Consider the following 23,071-nt stretch of genomic DNA (forward strand, 5'->3'; position numbering starts at 1 on the left):
CTAAATATATTTTAATGGTTGTTTTAGGAGGTTTGATGCTTAATTTACCTAATCGCTTTAATTTTGAAGGGCAAAGTGTGGCTTGGGGAGTGATAGGAGAAGGAAAGCCTTTAGTTTTAATCCATGGAACACCGTTTTCTTCACAGGTATGGCGAAAGATAGCACCTTTAATTGCAAGTAAATTTAAAGTGTATTTTTTTGATCTACTGGGCTACGGTTTATCTGAAAAGTCTGATCATCAGAATGTTTCCCTCGAGGTGCAAAATAGATTGCTGGTGGCTCTGTTAAACGAGTGGAAACTGACGGAACCTGACGTGCTTTGTCATGACTTTGGTGGTGCGACAGCTTTACGTGCTTATTATTTAAATGGTATTCGATTCTCTAAGTTAACCATTATTGACCCTGTTGCGATTGCACCTTGGGGATCTCCTTTTGTGCAGCATGTTCGTCAATATGAAGCTGCATTTAGTGGTTTACCTGAGTTTGCTCACAACGCTTTATTAGCTGATTATCTACAAACATCGGCCTTTTCAGTTTTAACTCAAGAAGCGCTTGAGATTTATATGAAGCCTTGGCAAGGAAAAGAAGGGCAAGCTGCATTCTATCGACAAATTGCTCAAATGGATCAAGTTTACACGGATGAAATTGAGAGTCTTTATCATCAGATGGACAATATTCAGCTACTTTGGGGGGAAAAGGATGAATGGATACCGCTTTCTCAAGGCAAGCGCTTTGCCCAAATGGTGACCGATAATCAATTGATTGTTGTGCCTAATTCAGGACACCTGATGCAAGAAGATGCACCCGAAGCCATTATTGCGACTCTCTTGCTCTAAACGTTATTAGCTAAAATGAAGCATAAAAAAGCCACTCAAATTAATCCGGTTAAACTTGAGTGGCGTAACTTTAAAGCTAAGTCGCAATGACTTAGCGTTCTACGGATTTCGCTTCATTAAGTTGGTTTTTCTTAATGATAGAATCATAGTAACCCGCGAAGGTTGGGCGCTCAAAGTGCTTGCCGTCACCTGGTTGGGCTAATAACTCACCTTCATGCCAGGCCAATTTACCATTACATATCGTTGAGGTTGCACAGCCATTTACTGTCATACCTTCAAAGATATTGAAGTCAATTTTAGACATCTGCGTATCTACGCTTAATGTTTTGCTTTCATTTGTATCCCAAATAACCAGATCAGCATCAGAACCGACAGCAATAGCACCCTTTTGAGGGTATATGTTGAATATCTTAGCGGTATTGGTTGAGGTAATGGCAACAAATTCATTTGGAGTTAACTTTCCTGCATTAACTCCCGTTTCCCAAAGTACGGCTAAACGTTCTTCAACCCCAGCGGTACCATTTGGAATTTGGGTGAAGTTATCTTTACCCATCGCTTTTTGCTCTGCACAAAAAGCGCAATGGTCTGTGGCTGTGGTGTGTAAGGTGCCAGATTGAATTCCTTTCCATAGCGCATCTTGATGGAATTTCGGCCTAAAAGGAGGGCTCATAACATGAGCCGCAGCTCTGCCCCAGTCTGAGTCTTGGTACACGCTGTCATCAATGACAAGATGACCCGCAAGGCATTCGCCATACACAGTGTGGCCTGAGTTTTGAGCATATTGAATGGCGTCGACCGCTTCTTTTGTCGAAACATGGACTAAGTAAAGTGGCGCACCTAGTGTGTTGGCAATACTAATCGAACGGTTAGCTGCTTCACCTTCAACTGAAGAAGGGCGAGAAAGTGGGTGAGCTTCTGGACCAGTAATACCTTGTTCTAACAATTGCTGTTGAAGGTGATAAACCAGCTCGCCGTTTTCAGCATGTACAGTGGGCATGGCACCTAATTCCAGACAACGACTAAAGCTGGCTACCAGAATATCATCCGTTGCCATAATGGCATTTTTATAGGCCATAAAGTGTTTAAAGCTATTTACACCATGATTTTGGGTAAGTTCAGCCATCTCTTCTTTAACACTTTCGTCCCACCAAGTGATGGCAACATGAAAGCTGTAGTTCGCATGGGAGGATTGGGCCCAGTCTTGCCATTGGTGATAAGCCTCAATTAAGGATTGCTGTGGGCTTGGGATAACAAAATCTATAATAGAGGTGGTGCCGCCAGCAAGGGCCGCAGCCGTTCCTGCTGCAAAATCATCCTTCGCGACTGTTCCCATAAAAGGTAATTGCATATGAGTATGGGGGTCTATTCCTCCTGGCATGATTAGTTTGCCGCTGGCATCGATAACTTGAGTGTCTTTATCTATGTCTAACTGCTGACCAATTGCGGCAATCTTCCCATCTTTACAATAAATATCTGCTTGGTAGCTTATTTCGTGTGTGACTATGGTTCCGCCTTGTATTAATAATGACATGGCTTTTCTCCCTAAGAGCAATTGAAAAATAGGGCACCTATTGAAAGTAATGAATAGATGCCTAATTAGATAACGTGTGAATTATTGAGCTGAGGTTGCACCATCAGATATGGTTTGGCTTTGCTGCTGTTCAGCGACAAAGTAATAAATGACAGCACCTGAAATAGCGCCAGTGAACCAGCCATAGCTATAGAACCAAGTAATGACATCAAAGCTTAATGAGATAACAGTGACAGCAACAGGCAAACAAAAAGCGATAAAACCAGCACTATTAAATAAAGGGTATTGATTGTCTTTGCTATAGAGAGAAACAAGATCCAATTGTTGGCGTTTAATCAAGAAGTAATCAACCATCATGATGCCGGCAATCGGGCCTAATAAACTTGAGTAGCCTAATAGCCAATTCGAGTACATGCTTTCAACACTGACATCAGAGACTATCCAGCCCATTTTTTTCATCAACTCCCAGCCCATCAGCAAAATACCGACAACCCCTGTCATTAAAACGCCACGAGTATGGTTAATGTATTTAGGTGCAATGTTTTGAAAGTCATTCGTTGGCGACACTACATTAGCTGCAGTATTGGTTGAGAGAGTGGCAATAATAATAAGGACCATGGCAATAGCGACCCAAAAAGGGCTATCTATTTTGCCAATTAGTGTGATCGGATCAGATACGGTTTCGCCAACTAGGTTAACCGATGCCGCGGTTAACACGACACCCAAGGCCGCAAAAAAGAACATGGTAATCGGTAGGCCAATGATTTGGCCGATAATTTGATCTTTTTGAGATTTTGCATAACGGCTAAAGTCAGGAATATTAAGGGAAAGTGTTGCCCAAAAACCCACCATGGCAGTTAAGCCTGCAAAGAAGTATCCCCAAAAGCCAGCGTCAGCAGGACGGTTAGCAGGAATGGCCAATACTTCTGTAATCGATACTTTATCGCTGGCCCAAAACATCAATCCAAGACCCACGACTAATAAAAGAGGAGCTGATAAGGTTTCTAACCATTTAATGGATTCAGAGCCTTTTATGACAATAAAAATATTCAACGCCCAGAATATAAAGAACCCGATTACTTCGCCCACTGACCCTAAACTGGCCCAGCTATCAGAAAAAGAAGAGAGTAATAAATGTATCGCCAACCCCCCAAACATGGTTTGAATGCCAAACCAACCGCAGGCCACAAGCCCACGAATTAAACAGGGAATATTAGAACCGACTATGCCGAAAGAAGAGCGTAATAAAACAGGAAAAGGAATGCCGTACTTGGTGCCTGCAAAGGCATTTAATGTGAGTGGTAAGAGCAGAACGATATTGGCAAGCAAAATAGCTAATAAGGCTTCAGTGACGGATAAACCAAAATAAGCGGTTAATACACCGCCAAGAGTATAGGTTGGTACACAAATGGCCATGCCTACCCAAAGGGCTGCAATGTTTACTTTACTCCACGTTCTTTCTTTAATTTTGGTGGGTGCAAGGTCGGCATTATAAAAATCACTGTTCTCAAGATCCGAGTCTACCTGGAGCTCATAAAAATCATCTACTTTAACTGACTTACTGGACATGACACTTACCTCATAATCGTTAATTGGATGTGACAAAACTACCTTATTAGCAAATCTTTTTAGTTAGGGTTCACCCTAGGTTTGTTTGCTTTAAAGGGATACCCCATGCTATTGCCCCATGGGGTAATTGAGCAGACACTTTTATTGCTCTGCAATACGCTTACTTGCTTCTAACATGGTATGTAGCAGTACATTTGCACCCGCTTCACATTCTTCTAGCGTTGTTGATTCGGCTTCGTTATGGCTGATGCCATTAAGACAAGGGGTAAATATCATGCCAGTAGGTACTAGGTCAGCCATATAACAGGCGTCATGGCCCGCACCTGCATAAATATCCATATGAGAATACCCCAACATTTCAGTGGCAGCTTTAACATCATCAGAAGCATTAAATTCGACAGGAGCGAAGTACCAAAATGGATCCACCTCTATTTCAATATTACGCTCAAGGGATACTTGTTTACAAAATGAGAGCAGTTCCTGATGCATTTTTTCAAGCACAGTTGGATCAGGGTTTCTTAAATCAGCGCTAAAGCTGACGCGTCCTGGGATGGTATTACGTGAGTTAGGATAGACATCCATATAGCCAACAGTACCGAGTCCATTTTCATGACGATGGGCTATTTTTTCCATCTCACTCACTATCATGGCACTGGGAATAAGAGCATCTTGTCTAAGGTGCATAGGGGTGGTGCCGGAATGAGATTCACGGCCTTGGATTTTGATGTTGTACCAGCGTATGCCTTGGCCCAAACGAACAACACCGATACTTTTTTTCTCATCTTCTAAAATCGGGCCTTGTTCTATGTGAGTTTCAAAGAATGCGCCTAGATGGCGGCTACCGGGTTCTTCTTGACCTTTATAACCTATGCGCTCAAGTTCATCGCCAAGCCTAATACCGTTGACATCTGTTTTGTTTAGTTCAGTTTCTAAATCAAAACGACCAACGTAAACACCTGATCCCTGCATAGCAGGTTGAAAGCGGGAGCCTTCTTCGTTAGTCCAAACTGAGAATTCCATAGCAGTTGGCGTTTGGATATTGTTTTCATGCAAGGTTCTAAGTACTTCGACACCGGCGAGTACGCCAAACACACCATCAAACTTTCCGCCAGTGGGTTGAGTGTCCAAATGGCTGCCTGTTCCGACAGCTGGTAGAGAAGGGTCGACGCCTTCACGACGAGCAAACACATTGCCCATTTTGTCGACACTGATTTCGCAACCCGCTTTTTTGCACCAGCTAACAAACAAATCCCTTGCTTGGCGATCTAGGTCTGTTCCAGCTAGGCGGTTACAACCTCCTTTATCTGTGGCACCAAATTGTGCCATTTCCATTAAAGTGCTCCATAAACGATCACCGTTAACTCTTAAATCATTCATCTTCTTTCCTCAACTCAGTCTCAATTTATATATTTTTATTTTAGTTTTCAAAATAAATTAAAGTCTTCCTGTTTTCATGCAATGCAAGGTAAACAGGGGCTTTAAGGCAACTTATCTTTAATATTTTAATTTACCAAATGGTCAAAAAAACATTCAAAAAAATATAACTCGATTTCTATATTTAATTGGAGTCTGATTTCACAAAGCTAAATCTATGCCAAAAATAAGTTTGATTAAAGTGATGAGCTTTTTACTCAATGCGAGTTAATAAACTTTAAAATTTATTTAAGCGTTAATCAACTCTATGGATTAGATATAATTAATAAATTAAAAAATATTAATCTTTAGTTAACGAATTACTTAATTAAAAGAAAATAAAATGTAGAAAATGAAGGTTAATGATTCCCTTCGGTGTTGAGCTGTCTGACTATTTAGAAGGCCTGAAGTATGCTATGTTTGCGGCAATTTCGCATCATTGATACATATTTAGGACACGTTGTCTGATGATAATGAAAACACCACGAAAGCCATCAAGTAACCGAGTTTTGCTTGAGAATCGAATTTTACGTGCTGCAGAGAAGGCATTTGCAACTAAGGGGTTTAGTGGCACCTCTATGGAATCCGTAGCAGACTCAGCTGGAATATCGAAACAAAACCTTATCTATTACTTTTCATCAAAAGAAGCGCTTTACCACAAGGTTTTACAGGTGATACTGGATTTGTGGGTTGAGAAAATGGTTTTTAGTGATGATGAAAATGCGTCACCAAAGCAGGTTATTGAATCCTATATTGTTGAAAAACTTGCACTTTCTAGAGATTATCCCGATGCATCGAAAGTGTTCGCCCATGAAATAATCAATGGTGCTCCGGTTTTAAAAGATTATATGGTCAGTCACCTTAAGCCTCAGTTTGAACGGGATGTCCAATTAGTTAAGCGTTGGATTGCTAAAGGGTTAATTGACCCCGTTGAGCCTGAACATCTGTTTTTTACTATTTGGGCGTCGACTCAGACTTATGCTGACTTCTCGATTCAGATTCAGCTACTGATGGGAAAAACCAAGCTAGAAGCTGATGATTTTGATGTTGCCGCTAAGTTTTTATCAAACTTTGTGCTCAAGGCACTAGGTGCTCAAAACGAATAATTTTTATTTTTACGGATTCGCTCGGATAGCTCACACATTTACCTTATCAAATTGCTTTTTTTAGTATTTAAATCTAAAGGCTAAAAAAAGCAAAAAAGTCTTCAAAATCAAATTCTTCTTATAAAATCCAAATGTCAGTTTTTTGTTTTATATACTATTTAATTTAAAAATTAAATTTACGGTTTTTTGACATTTAAATAAAAACTTTCTTCTCTTTGTTTTAAGAAAATGCTTTACCTTCAAAAAATAATTATGGTATTTATAAAATTATACCAAATGGTAAAACTTTTTATTTAACGATAGTGTTTATGTTTTTGACGTTGATATTCGTTATTGAGACAGGGTTGAAATACCTTGAGATCATATAGATTGAGGGTGAGTAAATGCTTAAAAGAAACGAGGCTTTACAGCTAGAAGGAATTACTGGACCTGATTTATTTTCCTTGTGTCAAAGCGCCGGGTTAATCAGGGATAAGCACTTTGGGAAAGTGCTGACTTATTCTAGAAAGGTGTTCATTCCTCTCACTAATATGTGCCGTGATACCTGTGGTTATTGCACCTTTGTTAAAACGCCTAAATCAGGTGAAGGTAATATTATGTTGCCAAGCGAGGTGCTAGAAACGGTACTAAAAGGTCAAAAACAAGGCTGTAAAGAAGCGCTTTTTAGCCTAGGAGAAAAACCAGAAGCTAGGTATCGCTATGCTAAAGATAAACTTGCGATGTTGGGTCATGATGCCATGTTGGATTATGTACGTGAGCAAGCCCAAGCCGTGTTAGAGAAAACAAACCTATTACCTCATATCAATGCTGGAGCAATGAATTTAGAAGAAATGCGGGCCCTAAAACCTGTGGCAGCCAGCATGGGAATGATGATTGAGAGTACCGGTAAGCATTTGATGAAAAAGGGTCAGGCTCATTTTGCTTGCCCAGATAAAGAACCAGAAATACGTCTGAATACGCTTAAATATGCGGGTCAACTCGACATTCCTTTCACGACAGGCATTTTGATAGGGATAGGAGAAACCTGGCAAGACAGAATTGATAGCCTGCTCGCTATTAATCAGATACATCAAGAATATGGCCACATTCAAGAAGTCATAGTGCAAAACTTTAGAGCAAAAGCGGACACAGAAATGGCTAATCACCCAGAGCCTAATTTGGATGATATGCGTCGAACGCTTGCTTTGGCTCGCCTGATTCTAGATCCATCCATTAGTTTACAAGCACCGCCTAACTTAGAAGAAAGGTACGGTAGCTATGTGTCGGCCGGCATTAATGACTGGGGCGGTATTTCTCCTGTGACACAAGATTTTATTAACCCAGAAAGGGCATGGCCACAAATTGATAGTTTGGCCGATGCGTGCCGTGGTCTTGGTTATGAGCTCAAAGAAAGACTAACCGTCTACCCTCAATACCTAGATGAAAAGCAAGGGTATCTCGATCCTGCTTTAGCCTCAAAAATGCCTTATCTAGCTGCCCAAAATGGTCTAGCTGCAGAGCAATGGAAAAACCTTTAACTGATTAGGATAGTGAGATTTGACATGAAGAATAATAATTTAATCAATGCTCAAGAGACTCAAACACATTCCGCATTATTCCGTTATGAGCAGGTGGATAGTCAGGCTCAAGACGTAAAAGAAAATATTATCCCAATTAGTAATGATGCAAGACATCAATTTTTATTAGCATCAAATGCAAGTTATGCCAAACAGTCCAAACAGTTAGTTGCCAAGCTTAAAAAGATAGATTTACGCACGGCCGAAATTTTGTACCAAGCGTTAAAAGGGCAAGAAATCAGTGTGGAGCAAGGCACATATTTATTTGAGGCGGAGCAGGGTGAATATCAAGCCTTATTGGAAACGGCAGATTTGGTGAGGCAGCAAAGGTGTGGGGATGATGCGAGTTTTGTCATAACCCGCAACATTAACTTTACTAATGTTTGTTACATGGGATGCCGCTTTTGTAATTTTGCCAAAACAAAAGAGCAAGAAGGTGCTGAGTTTTTAAGTTTTGAGGAAGTTGCTAATCGAGCGGAAGAAGCTTGGAACCGAGGTGCAACAGAAGTCTGTATTCAAGGTGGATTACATCCTGATATTGATAAAGATTATTATAAAAACCTCATCGTCGCGGTTAAGACCCGTGTGCCTGATATACATATTCATGCTTTTTCGCCCTTTGAAATCTGGTATGGCGCTAAAAAAGCGCGTATGACACCACAAGCCTTTTTGACCGAATTAAAAGCCGCTGGTTTAGGTTCTATGCCAGGCACAGCTGCAGAAATATTAGATGTTGAAGTACGTAAGCAATTAACCAAAAACAAACTGACCACGGAAGATTGGGTCACCATTATTAAAGCCGCACATGAAGTGGGTGTGAAAACAACCTCTACCATAATGTATGGCCATGTGGATCAACCTCATCATTGGGCAGCGCATTTAGGTTTATTAAGAGACATTCAAAAAGAAACTGGTGGTATTACTGAGTTTGTACCACTGGGTTTTATTCACTATGAGACCAAACTTTATAATGATAACCCTGACTTAGTTCGCCCCGGGCCTACTCGATTAGAGCACTTTAAAATGCATGCGGTGGCGAGACTCATGCTGCAGGGCCATATAGATAATATCCAAGCTTCTTGGGTGAAAATGGGGCCAGAAACAGCGACTCAAATGCTACAAGCTGGGGCGAATGACCTAGGTGGCACCTTGATGAACGAAAGCATTTCTCGTGCTGCAGGGGCTAAACATGGCCAAGAAGTTGTGCCAGAAATGATGGTCGATAATATTCATAAAGCCGGTCTCAATGCCACAAGACGAAGCACTTTATATCAAACGCTAGAAAGATACCCCTCTCCTGAGCGTGCTGTTAAAACAGATATTCCTAGAGCGTCAGAGCAGATTGACCTGCTAGGAGTGCTTTAATCATGCTAGAGCAAACATCAAATAAAGCGCTAAATGTTTTGCTATTAGCTGGCGGTGTGGGTGGTGCTAAAGCTGCAGAAGGTTTAGCTAAAACGAGCCATAATGTCCGTGTGCTAGGCAATATCGCTGATGATCAAGAATTTCATGGTTTATGGGTGTCACCAGATATTGATACGCTAGTGTATAGCTTAGCAAATGCGATCGATAGAAACCAAGGATGGGGACTTAGCGGAGAATCACACAGAGTATTAGAGAGACTTAAAAAGCTTGGGGCTGATACCTGGATGTCTCTTGGTGATTTAGATTTTGCTACTCATATTTATCGTACCCAAGCTCGAAAAGAAGGGGTATCAGCTTCAGATATAGCCGCATCTATTGCTCAAAGTTTTGGTGTGAAAACGCCCATACTTTTGCCGACTAATGATGTGGTCCAAACGCAAGTAGAAACTAGTGAAGGCTGGCTTTCATTTCAAGAATACTTTGTCAAAAAGCGTTGCCAACCTGACGTAAAAGCCATTCGCTTTCAAGGCATTGAGCAAGCAAAACCCACTCCTGAGGCGTTAATTGCAATTGCTGAGGCTGATGTGATTGTGTTTGCACCGAGTAATCCGATTGTCAGTATCTCTCCGATTCTTAGTGTTGCTGGAATTAGGGAAGCCATTCAACAAAGCTCTGCTAGAAAAGTGGCTGTTTCTCCCTTTATTGCAGGTAAAACAGTGAAAGGGCCTGCCGATAAAATGATGGCAAGTGCAGGTGTTGATGATGGACTTTTAGGGGTTGCTCAATTGTATCAAGGCCTAGTTGATGACCTTGTTATTGATACCCAGGATTCAGCTCTAATTGACTCGCTAACACAGATGAAATACGGCGTTCTTAGTCGTAACATTTTGATGCAATCTCTTGCGCAAAAACAAACATTAATGGCTGACGTGGTGAACTTTGCCTCTTCAAAATTAGATACTCGTTTACAGGTGGCAGGATGAAGTCTATTAATCTTGTTATCCCTATGAAGGCGCCGCAAGAATCTAAGCAAAGGCTAAAAACGGCTTTAGGACAAGATCAGCGTTCTAAGTTAGCAATTAGCTTATTTGAACAAACTCTTGCTTTTTTTCATCAACATTTTAGCCATCTTCCTATTTTAGTGGTAACTAGTTCAGATCTAATTTCAAATCTTGCCAGACAATATGGAGCGAGTGTTTTACTTGAAGAGAGATCTGACGGCCTTAACCTCGCTTTAGAAAAAGCCACTCAATGGAGCCTAGAGCAAGGCTTTACTCGCCAATTAATTCTCCCAGCGGATATTGCCTGCTTAAAAGTAGAAGAGATTGAGACTCTTCTTAATTGTGAAATGGGTTATCAGGGGGTAGCAATCGCTGTTGCTAAGGATAAAGGAACCAACGCCTTGTTATGTTCTCCACCTGATGCGATTCCCTTTTGCTTTGGGTTTGAATCATCAAAAGCACATCAGATAGAAGCCTTAAATAAATCTCTTGATTGTCATTTGTTAGATCTGCCATTTCTTGGGCAAGATGTTGATTTACCAGTCGATCTTGCTTATTTGAAAGCACCTTTGAATACATTAAATCGAATCAATTTTATCTCTACCAATACGGCAATAGGAGGGCAATATGCCAATCTCAATGGATGAAGAACTGAGTGTTTTTAGATTGCCAAACCTTGCAGATTTTAAGCCTGGTGACGATGCTGCGCTAGCCATTATCGAAGCTGTAAATCAGCTCAAATCGCCATTGCAAGAAGGTGATATTTTGGTGATTGCACACAAGATGATTTCTAAATGTGAAGGGGCTGTTGTTAATCTGCATGAGGTTGAAGCTAGCCAAGATGCGATTCAGCTAGCAAAAGAAGTAAATAAAGACCCCCGAAAAGTTGAAGTTATCCTATCTCAATCTAAGCGCATTGTTAGAGCTATAAAACGCCCTGATCAGGAAGAAGGCGTTCTCATTGCCGAACATAAACTGGGCTTTATTTGCGCCAATGCGGCGGTTGATGAATCCAATGCGGACGAGGTAAATCAGTTGATTACCTTGCCTGAAAATCCAGATAAAAGTGCAAGAGAAATCTGTCATCGCCTTGAAGAAGCTTTTGCTTGTCGTATCGGTGTGGTGATCAGTGACACCTTCGGTAGGCCATGGCGTTTGGGGCAGACTAATGTGGCAATTGGCCTCGCTAATGTACCTGCTATTACCCACATGCTGGGAGATCAAGATGCCTTTGGTCATGAATTAAAGGTGACAGCCCCAGCGTTTGCTGATGAATTGGCAGGCGCATCGGGTCTTTTAATGAGTAAGAGTGGTAAGTGTCCAGTCATTATTTTTCGTGGTCTTGAGTGGCAAGCCGAGGATAGTCATGCTTCTGATTTGATCAGGGCAGCAAATGAGAATCTATTTAAATAGCGGTAATTTTGAATAACAAATATTGAAGCAAATTAATCTTGAAACTAACTAATGTGAGGGTAAAGGATGAGTATTGCAATTATTGGAGGCACAGGGCCTCAAGGTAAAGGTTTAGCATTACGATTTGCTAGGGCTGGAATTGATGTTGTTTTAGGTTCCCGTGATGGAGATAAAGCGGCTAAAGATGCTTCTCAAATGAGTGAACTACTGCCAAGTGGAAGTGCCAGTATTTCAGGTATGGGTAATGTCGAAGCCACTCAAACTGCTGAGGAAATGGTGATTTTTGCCGTGCCTTTTAGTGCGCATGAGGCGACCTTATTAAGTTTGAAGCCGCATCTAGATGGCAAGATTCTAATCGATATTGTAGTGCCTCTTGCACAAGGTAATCCAAAGGCTGTTGATATGCCAAGCGAAGGTTCGGCCACCGAAGCCGCCCAAGCACTTTTAGGGGAAGAAATTCCTGTTGTTGGGGCTTTACATAATGTTTCTGCTGTCACTCTAAATGATTTAGAGCATGCCATTAATTGCGATGTTTTGGTATGTGGTAATCAACTAGCTGCCAAGAAGAAAGTGATGGCATTGATTGATGTACTTGGAGTGCGTACCTATAACGCAGGTTTAGCTGACAGCGCTCGTTGTATCGAGGCAATTACACCTATTTTGATCCGCTTAAACATCTCTAAAGATGTGCCATTTTCTCATGCTGGTGTTGGGATATTACCGCCGCAACATGACTAAAGGTGCTTTTTGATTTGTTTGTCTACGCTGTTTGTTAGATAGGCTAACGCATTAAAATTTTAATGAAAGAAAAATATAAAAAAGCGATATAAAAACCATAAAAACTGAAGACAAAGAGGAATAAAGAATGGAATTTGGAATTACTTTTAAAGGCTTCGTGAGCCCAAATCGTGCTAGAAACTTAGTAAGACAAGCAGAAGAAGCTGGCTTTGATTATTGCTGGTTCTATGACTCTCATATTTTGTGGCGTGAATCATTTGTTGCTATGGCTATGTGTATGGAACATACAAAAACCATGCGCTTTGGACCTTGTGTGACTAACCCTAATATTCGTGATTGGTCACTTTCTGCCAGCCTTTATGCTAGCTTAGCTGCACAAAGTGAAGGTCGTTTTGATATTGGTTTAGGCCGAGGTGACTCTTCAATGCGAGTAATGGGGAAAAAGCCTGCGCCTTTGGCGCGTGTTGCTGATTTTACGCATAAAGTAAAAGCCATGGTTCGCGGAGAAGAAGTCAGTTACGGTGAATGTGAAGAGCCTGTTAAGTTACCTTGGGCTAATGGTTATGAGCTACCTGTCTGGATTGGTGCCTATGGTCCAAAAGCTCTTGCAACAGCAGGTGAAGTGGGTGATGGCGTTATCTTACAGATTGCTGAGCCTAGTTTGATTACTTGGTTTAAAGATCAAGCTATCACAGCGGGGGAAGCAGCTGGCAAAGATATGTCAAACTTTAAAGTACAGGCTGCTGCACCGGCTTATTTTGGTAAAATGGAAGACTGTGTTGAGCATACAAAATGGTTCCCAGCTATGGTGGGTAATCATGTTGCTGATATCGTTGAAAAATATGGTGCTGATTCAGGACTTGTACCAAAAAGTCTGACGGATTATATCGAAAATCGTAAGGGCTATGATTATTCAAAACACGGTCAAAGTGATAACCCTTATTTGGATTTTATCTCCGAAGATATTGTTAAAAGTTTCTGCGTCTTGGGTGAAGTAGAAGACCATATTGCGAAAATTCGTAACCTAGAAGAAGCGGGTACAACACAGTTTAATATCTATCTAGATAATGGTGATGAAGAAAATATCATTGCTCAATACGGTAATCATATTATTCCTGAGTTTAAAAAAGGTTAGATTGTAAAATAGCTGATTAAAGCGGGTGCTGTAAATCTGATTACAGCACCACTTTCGCTTGTACCCTTCACTGTCTGCTTATCTTTTGTCGCGTTAACCTCTTGTTGTAAATATATAATTTTTTGTAAATTCGAAGCATTAAAGTCTTTGCATCCATGTTTTTTTTTTAATCCCTACTAATATTTATAAAGACAGAAAGATTTCACTTATTCGTAAGCTACTTCCTTGGCGAATTAAACTTTATTAGGTATTTAGAAAGATAGGCTTGGTTAAGGCTGTATATGAGACGAAAATCAGAAAATACGATACATAAAGGCAATGGAAAGCTCCATTGGTATCATTGGCTAGTGGTTGTTTTATCGCTGGTTTTAACTTTAAGCGCATGGCAAGTGACATCCCGCCTAGCTGAGCAAAAGAGTCAAATTCAATTTAACTTCCAATCAGATCTTTTAATAGAGCTTGTTAAAGAAAGAATGCTGAAGTATGAAGATGCTTTATGGGCAGGCGTTGCTGCAATTAATTCACAAAAAGAGGCTGTTAATACCAAAACTTGGAAGGCCTTTGCAATGGCTTTGTCGATTGAAGAAAAATATCCAGGGATCAATGGTATCGGTGTTATTGATTATGTTGCGCCAGATAAGCTGAATGATTATCTGGCAGAACAAAGGCTACTTAGGCCTGATTATCAGATTCATCCTGTCCATGATAAGAATGAATATTGGCCAATAACTCATATAGAGCCTGTTAAACAGAATCAAAAGGCGGTGGGCTTAGACATGGCCCATGAAAAAAATCGCCATACTGCCTCAATTAAAGCGAGAGATACGGCTACAGCCCAAATCACAGGCCCTATTATTTTGGTTCAAGATGCTAAAAAAACGCCGGGCTTTTTATTTTTTGCACCCTATTATAAGTTTGTCCAACCCCCTAACAGTATTCCTCTAAGACGTGCATCTTTTATCGCTAATGTTTATGCGCCCTTTATCATGGAAAAGCTTATGCAAGGGACGCTTAAAAATGAGAATCGTCTCGTTAACTTTAAAATCAGTGACGGAGCGGATCTACTTTATGATGAGCTACAAAAAAATGCCAAGGGTTATGATAAAACTCCGTTATTCTCAAAGACGCTAGAAGTTGAAATGTATGGTCGTAACTGGAGCTTTGAAATGCAGTCAACAACACTCTTTCGGCATCAAGTTTCTAATGATCAGCCTATGATGATTCTAATAGGTGGTATTAGCATTGATATTATGTTGCTTATTCTATTCATTGTACTAGCCAGATCGAATAAAAAAGCCATTCTTTATGCGGATGAAATGACCCGCGAATTAAAAGTGAGTGAGAAAAAACTCACAACAACAATTAATAGTATGCGTGACATACTCATTACGATTGATAACTCAAATAAAATTTTAAGTTTTAATAAAGCGGCAGAAATTGCATTAGGACTTAAAGAATCTGAAGTGATTGGTCAAGATATATCCGTGATACCTGATCCAAACCTAGCTGTCTCTGATAGCATTGAGAAGCATTATCTAAATGTAAAAAGTAAGCATGCCTATGAAGAGAAAAAAATTCTTAATGTTGCTAACAAAGAAGGCAGATTATTACCTATCGATTTAACCATTACTAAAGCAAGTTCAAACTCTACAAATTATTATATTATCCTCATTCGAGATCTTTCGAATGAAGTTAAAATTGAAAAAGCTTTAGAAAGTTCAGAGGCCTTATTAGATACAGCAGTGAATGCATCTTCAACAGGTTTTGCCATTCTTAATTTAAATTTAGAGTTTATTGAATTAAATAAAGCCATTTGTACTTGGTTAGGCTTTGATAGGAATGATTTGATTGACGAAAACTTAAAAAAAATACTATCGAATAATGGTTCTTTGATTATTCATGACATGATAAAAAATATGCTTAAACGTAAACAAACCTCAATACATGTTGAGAGTCAGTTTCTAAATAAAGAAGGTGTTTATATTTGGGGCTTGCTAACCGCAGCATTAGTGATAGATAAAAATAATGTAATTTCAAATATTGTGATACATATTGTTGATATTCAAAAAGAAAAAGAGTTGCTGCAAAACCTGATTCAACAAAATAAAGCATTAGAAAAAAGTAATTCTGATTTGGAGCAGTTTGCCTATATTGCTTCCCACGACCTTAAATCTCCACTTAATGCTATTCAGCAACTTGCACGCTGGATTGAAGAAGATTGCGAAAAGATATTACCAATAGAGTCCAAAGAGCACTTAAGCCTGATGATAGGCAGATCGAGCCGTATGATAAGGCTCTTAGATGACTTATTAAACTATTCTCGAGTGAGTCGATATGAATACAAGTATGAGCCTCTTGAGTTAAAGGGACTTGTTTCGGACCAGTTTAGTTTAATTGATAAGCCGGAAGCGTTTACTTGTATTTCATCAAACTCATATTTATTAATTCCACGGGTACCATTTGAAATTATTATTCGAAATATACTATCTAATGCTGTTAAACATCATGATAAAGATAAAGGGATAATAGAAATAAAATTTAATAAAACGGATAAAAATCAAATTATTACAGTATCTGATGATGGGCCAGGTATTCCACCTGAAATGCACAACAAAGTCTTGGAAATGTTTCAAACACTTAAACCAAGGGATGATGTGGAAGGCAGTGGTATGGGGTTGGCTTTAGCAAAAAGAATTATCAATCACTATAATGGTGATCTATCGATTGAATCTGATGGAGTCAGAGGAACCTCTTTCATCATTAGTTGGCCATTACCAAATCAATAACGTTTTAAATTGAGGTTAAAATGAGTATTACAATTTTATTAATCGAAGATGATGATGTTGATGCAATCGGAATTAAAAGAAGTTTTGTAAAAATAGGATTAACAAATGAAATAGTAAGGGCTAAAAATGGAAAGGAGGCTCTCAATTTATTAAAAATGGGTATGGTAAATTATCCTTTTATTATTTTGCTAGACTTAAATATGCCTATGATGGATGGCTTAGAGTTTTTAACTTATTTACGTGAATATGAAAAGTTCAAACAGAGTGTCGTGTATGTGTTAACAACATCGAAATCTGAGCAAGATATCGCGTTGAGCTTTGATAAAAATGTCGCTGGTTATTTTATAAAAAATGAAATTGGAACTGGCTATGAATCAATTGTTGAGTTTTTATCGGCTTATATGAAGATTGCTCATTTTCCTAAATCAGTGTGACGGCTGATTTAAAGGGGGCTAGATTGAATGTATTGATTGTAGATGATGACAAGGTAGATCAGGAGCTGGTTCTAAGGGCGCTTAAGAAGAGCCATTTAGATGTCTCTATTGATACTGCAAAGACAGTAGATGAAGGGTTAGAGCTCTATCAACATAATTCTTACGATATAATTCTACTTGATTATCGTATGCCTGAGCGTGACGGTACAGAAATGATCTATGAGCTTACTCAGTCATCTAAAAGCTCAAATACAGCTATTGTTATGATGAGTTCCTCTGAAGATGAGCAGCTTGCAATAGACTGTTTAAAAGCAGGTGCTCACGATTTTTTAATGAAGTCGGAAGTGACTGGAGCCAGATTAAGACGGGCAGTACTTCAAGCCCAAACACGATTTGAGCTGGAGAAACAGCTGGCTGAGAGCTATCAAAAAGTAAAATTATTAGCGGAATCTGACACATTAACTGGCCTTTCAAATCGAGCTTACTTCGAGCACTCTATAAGAATCAATATCGTTAATAACATTCGAGACAAGCATAAATTAGCGCTCTTATTGATTGATTTAGATAACTTTAAATTTGTTAATGATACTTATGGGCATGATGTTGGGGATAGGTTATTGCTATTAGTTGTTGATAGTATTAAGTCTTGCTTAAGGGGCAATGAACTGTTTGCAAGACTTGGTGGAGATGAATTTAGTATTTGTTTATCTAATTTAGATTCAGTGGAAGATGCTAGCAAAGTCGCTTCACGAGTCGTTGAGACACTAACAAAACCTTTTATTATTAATGAGACTGAAGTTCATTCAACGGCCAGTGTTGGTATCTCTATTTACCCTGATAATGCCACTAATTTTGAAGAGCTTTTTAAACAAGCTGATATTGCAATGTACAGAGCAAAAAAACTAGGAAGAAGCCGAGTTTGTTTCTTCGAAGAGGAAATGCAAGAGCAATTTTATTTACGTGCATTATTAGAAAAAGAATTAAAACAAGCGCAAGAGCTAAGGCAGTTTTTACTGCATTACCAGCCCATACTCAACCCTAAGAATAAGACTGTTTTTGGCTTTGAAGCTTTGATACGTTGGGGAATAGATGGTCGCTTACGTTTCCCTCGTGATTTTGTACCAGTGGCAGAGCAGACTCAGCAAATGATTAGTATTGGACGCTGGATAATACAAACGGCAATTTGCTCTTTAAGCAAATTTAACCATGAAAAAAATGAGCCATTTGTAATGACGATAAACTTGTCTTCGATACAGTTTCAAGATGTTAAATTAGTCGAATACATCCATCAGTGCCTAATTGATAACAAGGTTTCGCCTCACCTTGTTGCATTTGAATTAACTGAATGTGCCTTTTCTGAAAAATCCAACTACTCCATTAACATTATTAGAGAGCTAGATAAGTTAGGCTGTAAAATTGCGTTAGATAATTTTGGTAAAGGTTCCTCATCTGTTAACCATTTAAAAAAATACCCTATTTCTTTGATAAAACTTGATCGCTCCTTAATGCCAAGTAATTTAGACGATAGTCAAAATATGGCTTTAATAAAGGGATTAACTGTTATGTTACAGTTATTAAAGCGTGATGTCGTCGCAGAAGGTGTAGAGACAGAGGCCCATATCTCGGTTTGTTCTGAGCTGGGAATTAACTTATTACAGGGGTTTTATTTTTCAGAAGCGATTGAGTATGACGAGGTTGTACAGAACTTTCTAAAGCTAGATTCTTAATACTTTGATCCGTATTTACATCAAGTTGCCTACAAGTTAATACAAACCTGATAGGGCTATCAGATTTGTATTAATAGAACTGCAATTAACCTTGTTGATTAATTGTTTTAATAATATCTGACAATGCTTGATCGGCATCTTCGTTAGCAACCTGACAAGTACCAGCATTCATATGACCACCGCCATTATATGCAAGACACAATTCACCAACATTAGTGTTTGAGCTTCTATCTAGAATGGATTTACCAATAGCAAAAACAGTATTTTGCTTTTTAAGTCCCCATAACTTGTGGATAGAGATATTACAGTTAGGGAATAGAGCGTAAATGATAAAGCGGTTAGTCGCATATATAGTTTCTTCATCTAAGAGATCAAGAACGACTAGGTTGTCATGACGAGTTGCACAGCGACGAATTTGTAGTTTAGCTTGTTCGTCATGGTGACGATAAAGTTCAACCCTTTCCTTCACATCTTCCAATTCAAGTATTTGTTCAATGGTATGATTTTTACAGTAATCAATAAGCTTCATCATAAGCTGGTAGTTGGAAATACGGAAATCTCTGAAACGGCCTAAACCTGTTCTTGCATCCATAATAAAGTTTAGCAATACCCAGTCTTGAGGGTTGATGATTTCTTCTTCGGAAAATTGTGCCGAATCGCCTTTATCAACCGCATCCATCATATCAATAGATATGCTAGGAAACTTTTTCCAACCGCCATAATAATCGTAAACAACTCTAGCCGCTGACGGGGCATTAGCATCAATAATATGGTTTTTAATATCCGCATCATTTCTGACTGTTTCGCTTAAGTGATGGTCAAAGGCCAGATGACATCCTGCTACGTAAGGTAGGTTGGTGGTGATGTCATTTTCTGTAATTTCTATTTTACCATCCTGCATGTCTTTAGGATGAACGAATAAAATATCATCAATAATATCAAGGTCTTTTAAGAGGACGGCGCAGACTAAACCATCGAAATCACTACGGGTAACAAGGCGAAATTTTGTTTCAGACATGATGTTTTCCAAATAGTTGTATAGAGATTGCTACTTTCATATAGGTTAAAGAATATAGAGAGTTCAGCATACAAACAATATAATTATAGTTAAATTCAAATTTCATTCATTTATATAAGGTATTGATTTTTATAAAGAGAATATCAATAAAAGTCATGTTTATTTATGAAAAATAAAGTTTTCAAATGCTAATATATGTTGACTCAACACTTCATATCCTTTTTTGTTTAAGTGTAATTCATCATCGCAAAAAAGTTCAGTTTTTAGGCTGTTATCCTGCTTTATAAAAGCTGAATAGATATCAATGTAAACTGTATTGGGTCTTGTGAAGGCTAATCTTTCTAATAATTTGTTTACTTCAATGATCTCTTGATGATGTTTCATCCTAGCCGGACTTGGCTTGACACTGACTATTGCAACAGGAAGATCTGTGAAGTGTTGGTCTACTTTTTCAAGTAACTGAATATAGTGCTCAGTGATTTGATTATAACTCTGACGGTTTCCTATATCGTTATCACCCAAATATAAAACCAGTGACTTAGGCTGCTGAGCAAGAACGAGTCGCTCAAAATAATAAACGCAGGCTTCAAGAGTGGCTCCACCAAAACCAAGATTGACGGTATTGATATGGCTTAAAGACTGGCGCATGTCCCCCCAAAGTTTAAAGGTGGATGAACCATAAAAAGCGGCGGCTTGATTTTGATTGGATATTTGAGCGAGCTGACTTTCTAATGCTCTGACATCTGACTCAAATTCTGCTTCAACCTGATTGAGTTTAAGCATATTAGAACGATAACCTGGCTGGTGACTTAGTGAGGGGGTAATCGCTATCTCTCTAGCAAGCTGCCTTGCTTCGTTAACATAGCCCTTAAACTCACTTTGATACTTTTTCAAAAATTTAGTCAGGCTATCCTTGCGGTTAAAGTTTACTCTATCCGAAAGTTTGAATGCGGGCTTAATCACTACAGAATATATGGTGTGATCGACACGTTTATCAAAGTTTGCAACGGCAATAGGTACGATCCAAGGTTCTTCATTTAACAGGTTTGATTGAGTTAAGGAGAAAGCTGACTCTCCAAAAATGGAAGGCGAATCTTCTGTCGAAAAGCGTGCCCCTTCAGGTGAAATAAGCAAAGGGATATCATCATTGATGACATTGCTAGCATCTTGTAGAAAAGCGTTATTAGCCGTGTCATCTTGGCTTAATGACTGCCAGCTATCGACAAAAATATGTCCAAACTTATGGTAATAATCATCTCTCCAATATTCATTCTTCTGACTTCGTCCAACTATTCTTAAACCTGTTACCCCATACTGATTATCAATGATTAATGAGCTAATGAATTGAGCATCAAGGGGAAAGTTAAAGCCATTAGGGAGGGTCGTGCTTTCGGCATTGGCTAAGTGATTATATATAAATAGGCTGCCCGCTTTTTTAGGTAGGTTCTCTAGCCCCTTGATGACATAAGGGACTTTCTCAAAGGCCTGCTTAAAGAGCTGAGCATTTTCACGTCTGATATCCATTTTAGGGGTATCTGAGTCCAGTTCTTTGACTCTATCGTAGGCCTTTTGTAATTGTAGATAAAATCCATTCTCCCTTTGCACATCCTTTAAAATATCAAGACACATGCCGGCAATGGTTTTTTCTAACGCAGTGCCAAAGTGAAGGCTCTTATATAAAAGTCCAAAAGCTTCATTTGTTGTAATTTGGCTTTTAAGTAATTCACTGATTTTATATAAAGGTGAGCTTACCGATAATAGTGCTGCATTTTGTGCAATGACATTACTTACTGCCGTGACTTCGTTATTAAGGGTTTGGGATAAAAGTCTCATTCTAGCTGCAAGCAAATGTGTGCCTACCAACCAAATTAAGCGATACCAATATTTATGCTTAATTTTCGGTGACATCTCTAGCAGGTTATCTAACTTTTCTTGGGATATATATAAAATACTGCTATCACGTGACGCTATGATAGACGTTCGATTATTAATATTTTGATTAGGCGCAGTCCAACTAAGTACTGTTCCTCTTCTTGAGATGGTTCGAGTTGTTAAGGTTCTGCCTTTGTTAGTTTGATAACTGACAATGACTTTACCCTTGATGAGAAGATATAAGCCATCTGATACTTTTTCTTGTTGGCTAATAATATCGCCTTGATTAACCAAGAAAAAACTACCTGATTTACTGAATATACGTTTTTCCTGCTGGTTAAAGCCTTCGAAGAATGCACTTGATTTGATTAAATCAAACGCTTCTTGAGCGGAAAACTTATGATGGCTTGTTGGCTCTAAAGGTCTAGTTTCATCAAAGGCTAAGCTCTCGTTGGAGAAAAATGGGCGTGTTTGGTTTTGAACTTCTTCTAATACAGGTAAGCAAGAGGTATAGATAAAAGATAAGATCTCATTGCCAAACTCTGGGTTTTGATTAATAAGGGTGGTGAGTGCTTGTATTGGGAGTCTAAGTAGCTGTGTTTTTTTCTGGGCTATGTAAGTGGTTGTATAACGTGCAGGTGACCGAAAAGCAGACCAACCAATAGGTGTGTTTTTTATTTTGACCGTTCCAATATTGTGTTCAACATTGTTTTCTTTTAGTGGGATAAGCGTGGCGAGCTCCCCTGAAAGAAGAAAATATAGATGCTGACCAATATCAAACTGTTTTACTAAGTAATCATCTTTTTCCAGCTCTATAATGTCGGCAATTTGAATTAAACTGCTAATCACTTCTGGTGCCGCTTTTTCGATAAAGGGTAGTTGTTTAATTTGCCTTGTTAAATTCACAGAACGTCCTCTTCTTATGACTATATTTAGCTGGGTCTTTTAAGGGTTAATTTTTCGTTTAGCACACCATAATCACTGCCACCGAGGCGACTCAGTGGTGAAAGGCCTAAACTATCTATGAAGTACCTTCCTTCAGCTTCGCTTACAATAGTATCTTCAACATGAATGCTGAGAACTTCTAAGTAGCAGGCACTTTGACTGTCACTCAATTGGTGTACATCGTATAAGCGACAGTGCATGGCAACTTTTGCATCTGATAATCTAGGTAAATTCTTGCAAAAAGGGGTGAGTGTTAACCCTTGTTCTTCAATTTCTGAGTGACCGTACCTTAAGGTTGCTGCACTTGTATTAACATCTTGGGCATTTTGCTCACTTGGGATATGTAAAACGCATTCTTTGTCTCTTAATAAGTTTGTTTTTGTATCTTTGTTCAGGTTTTTTTCTTTATTACCTATAGAAACTACTAGTAACGCGGGCTCTGAGCTTAATGCTGCAAAATAAGAAAAAGGCGCTAGGTTGAAGCTGTCTTCTTCGTTTGCTGTCAGTATCCATGCTATGGGCCTAGGTAGCACTGTTTGAGTGATTAAATGATACCTCTGATTTGCTGACATTTTCTCTAGTTCAAAAATCATACTTAGTTTCTCAATTGAATCCCGATATCTAAC

18 protein-coding genes are annotated in these 23,071 nt (G+C 39.0%); 12 read left to right on the plus strand and 6 right to left on the minus strand.

Features of this window, described 5'->3' with window-relative positions:
- The first annotated feature begins 35 nt into the window (after positions 1 to 35).
- On the plus strand, positions 36 to 836 hold the full coding sequence (locus tag Q0A08_RS23295; protein ID WP_438463908.1) for an alpha/beta fold hydrolase: 801 nt from the start codon (positions 36 to 38) through the stop codon (positions 834 to 836).
- A gap of 91 nt (positions 837 to 927) precedes the next feature.
- Here Q0A08_RS23295 and hydA read toward each other — a convergent pair whose 3' ends face one another.
- The 3 genes from hydA to Q0A08_RS23310 all read right to left on the minus strand — a co-directional run bounded on the left by hydA (position 928) and on the right by Q0A08_RS23310 (position 5,313).
- The gene (gene hydA, locus Q0A08_RS23300) at positions 928 to 2,367 is read right to left on the minus strand and encodes a dihydropyrimidinase (protein ID WP_438463909.1); all 1,440 of its coding nucleotides are present in this window, start codon (positions 2,365 to 2,367) and stop codon (positions 928 to 930) included.
- 81 nt (positions 2,368 to 2,448) lie between these two features.
- A complete protein-coding gene (locus tag Q0A08_RS23305; RefSeq protein WP_438463910.1) occupies positions 2,449 to 3,936 on the minus strand; it encodes an NCS1 family nucleobase:cation symporter-1 in 1,488 nt (495 codons plus the stop codon).
- A gap of 141 nt (positions 3,937 to 4,077) precedes the next feature.
- Complete coding sequence (locus tag Q0A08_RS23310; RefSeq protein ID WP_438463911.1) at positions 4,078 to 5,313, minus strand: Zn-dependent hydrolase; 1,236 nt, start codon at positions 5,311 to 5,313, stop codon at positions 4,078 to 4,080.
- A 503-nt stretch (positions 5,314 to 5,816) separates the two neighbouring features.
- Between Q0A08_RS23310 and Q0A08_RS23315 the strand changes: the two genes are divergently transcribed.
- From Q0A08_RS23315 to Q0A08_RS23365, 11 genes are all read left to right on the plus strand, one after another.
- Entirely contained in the window at positions 5,817 to 6,455 is a 639-nt protein-coding gene (locus tag Q0A08_RS23315) for a TetR/AcrR family transcriptional regulator (protein ID WP_438463912.1), read from the plus strand.
- A gap of 383 nt (positions 6,456 to 6,838) precedes the next feature.
- Positions 6,839 to 7,972, plus strand: coding sequence for a 7,8-didemethyl-8-hydroxy-5-deazariboflavin synthase CofG (gene cofG / locus Q0A08_RS23320; RefSeq protein WP_438463913.1), 1,134 nt, complete (start codon positions 6,839 to 6,841; stop codon positions 7,970 to 7,972).
- A gap of 24 nt (positions 7,973 to 7,996) precedes the next feature.
- The gene (cofH, locus tag Q0A08_RS23325; RefSeq protein WP_438463914.1) at positions 7,997 to 9,376 is read left to right on the plus strand and encodes a 5-amino-6-(D-ribitylamino)uracil--L-tyrosine 4-hydroxyphenyl transferase CofH; all 1,380 of its coding nucleotides are present in this window, start codon (positions 7,997 to 7,999) and stop codon (positions 9,374 to 9,376) included.
- 2 nt (positions 9,377 to 9,378) lie between these two features.
- The gene (gene cofD / locus Q0A08_RS23330; RefSeq protein WP_438463916.1) at positions 9,379 to 10,359 is read left to right on the plus strand and encodes a 2-phospho-L-lactate transferase; all 981 of its coding nucleotides are present in this window, start codon (positions 9,379 to 9,381) and stop codon (positions 10,357 to 10,359) included.
- Positions 10,356 to 11,024: a 2-phospho-L-lactate guanylyltransferase gene (cofC, locus tag Q0A08_RS23335; protein ID WP_438463917.1), complete on the plus strand. Its 669-nt coding sequence runs from the start codon at positions 10,356 to 10,358 to the stop codon at positions 11,022 to 11,024. The genes cofD and cofC overlap by 4 nt, the downstream gene beginning before the upstream one ends.
- Entirely contained in the window at positions 11,005 to 11,790 is a 786-nt protein-coding gene (gene cofE / locus Q0A08_RS23340) for a coenzyme F420-0:L-glutamate ligase (RefSeq protein ID WP_438463918.1), read from the plus strand. Before cofC ends, cofE begins: the two co-directional genes overlap by 20 nt.
- A 66-nt stretch (positions 11,791 to 11,856) precedes the next feature.
- Complete coding sequence (gene npdG, locus Q0A08_RS23345; RefSeq protein ID WP_438463919.1) at positions 11,857 to 12,528, plus strand: NADPH-dependent F420 reductase; 672 nt, start codon at positions 11,857 to 11,859, stop codon at positions 12,526 to 12,528.
- Between the two features lie 127 nt (positions 12,529 to 12,655).
- Positions 12,656 to 13,663, plus strand: coding sequence for a TIGR03842 family LLM class F420-dependent oxidoreductase (locus Q0A08_RS23350; RefSeq protein ID WP_438463920.1), 1,008 nt, complete (start codon positions 12,656 to 12,658; stop codon positions 13,661 to 13,663).
- A 281-nt stretch (positions 13,664 to 13,944) separates the two neighbouring features.
- Complete coding sequence (locus Q0A08_RS23355) at positions 13,945 to 16,449, plus strand: CHASE domain-containing protein (RefSeq protein WP_438463922.1); 2,505 nt, start codon at positions 13,945 to 13,947, stop codon at positions 16,447 to 16,449.
- A 20-nt stretch (positions 16,450 to 16,469) separates the two neighbouring features.
- Positions 16,470 to 16,883: a response regulator gene (locus Q0A08_RS23360; protein WP_438463923.1), complete on the plus strand. Its 414-nt coding sequence runs from the start codon at positions 16,470 to 16,472 to the stop codon at positions 16,881 to 16,883.
- Between the two features lie 23 nt (positions 16,884 to 16,906).
- A complete protein-coding gene (locus Q0A08_RS23365; protein WP_438463924.1) occupies positions 16,907 to 18,610 on the plus strand; it encodes a two-component system response regulator in 1,704 nt (567 codons plus the stop codon).
- A gap of 85 nt (positions 18,611 to 18,695) precedes the next feature.
- On the opposite strand, the gene Q0A08_RS23370 is transcribed toward Q0A08_RS23365, so the two are convergent.
- The 3 genes from Q0A08_RS23370 to Q0A08_RS23380 form a co-directional block, all read right to left on the minus strand.
- Positions 18,696 to 19,628: an exopolyphosphatase gene (locus Q0A08_RS23370; RefSeq protein ID WP_438463925.1), complete on the minus strand. Its 933-nt coding sequence runs from the start codon at positions 19,626 to 19,628 to the stop codon at positions 18,696 to 18,698.
- Between the two features lie 159 nt (positions 19,629 to 19,787).
- Positions 19,788 to 22,406, minus strand: a complete 2,619-nt coding sequence (locus Q0A08_RS23375; protein WP_438463926.1) for a cyclic nucleotide-binding domain-containing protein — start codon at positions 22,404 to 22,406, stop codon at positions 19,788 to 19,790.
- A 26-nt stretch (positions 22,407 to 22,432) separates the two neighbouring features.
- Complete coding sequence (locus Q0A08_RS23380; protein ID WP_438463927.1) at positions 22,433 to 23,038, minus strand: flavin reductase family protein; 606 nt, start codon at positions 23,036 to 23,038, stop codon at positions 22,433 to 22,435.
- Positions 23,039 to 23,071 lie beyond the last annotated feature (33 nt).

Source organism: Marinomonas sp. PE14-40, assembly GCF_051623805.1.
Lineage (GTDB): Bacteria > Pseudomonadota > Gammaproteobacteria > Pseudomonadales > Marinomonadaceae > Marinomonas.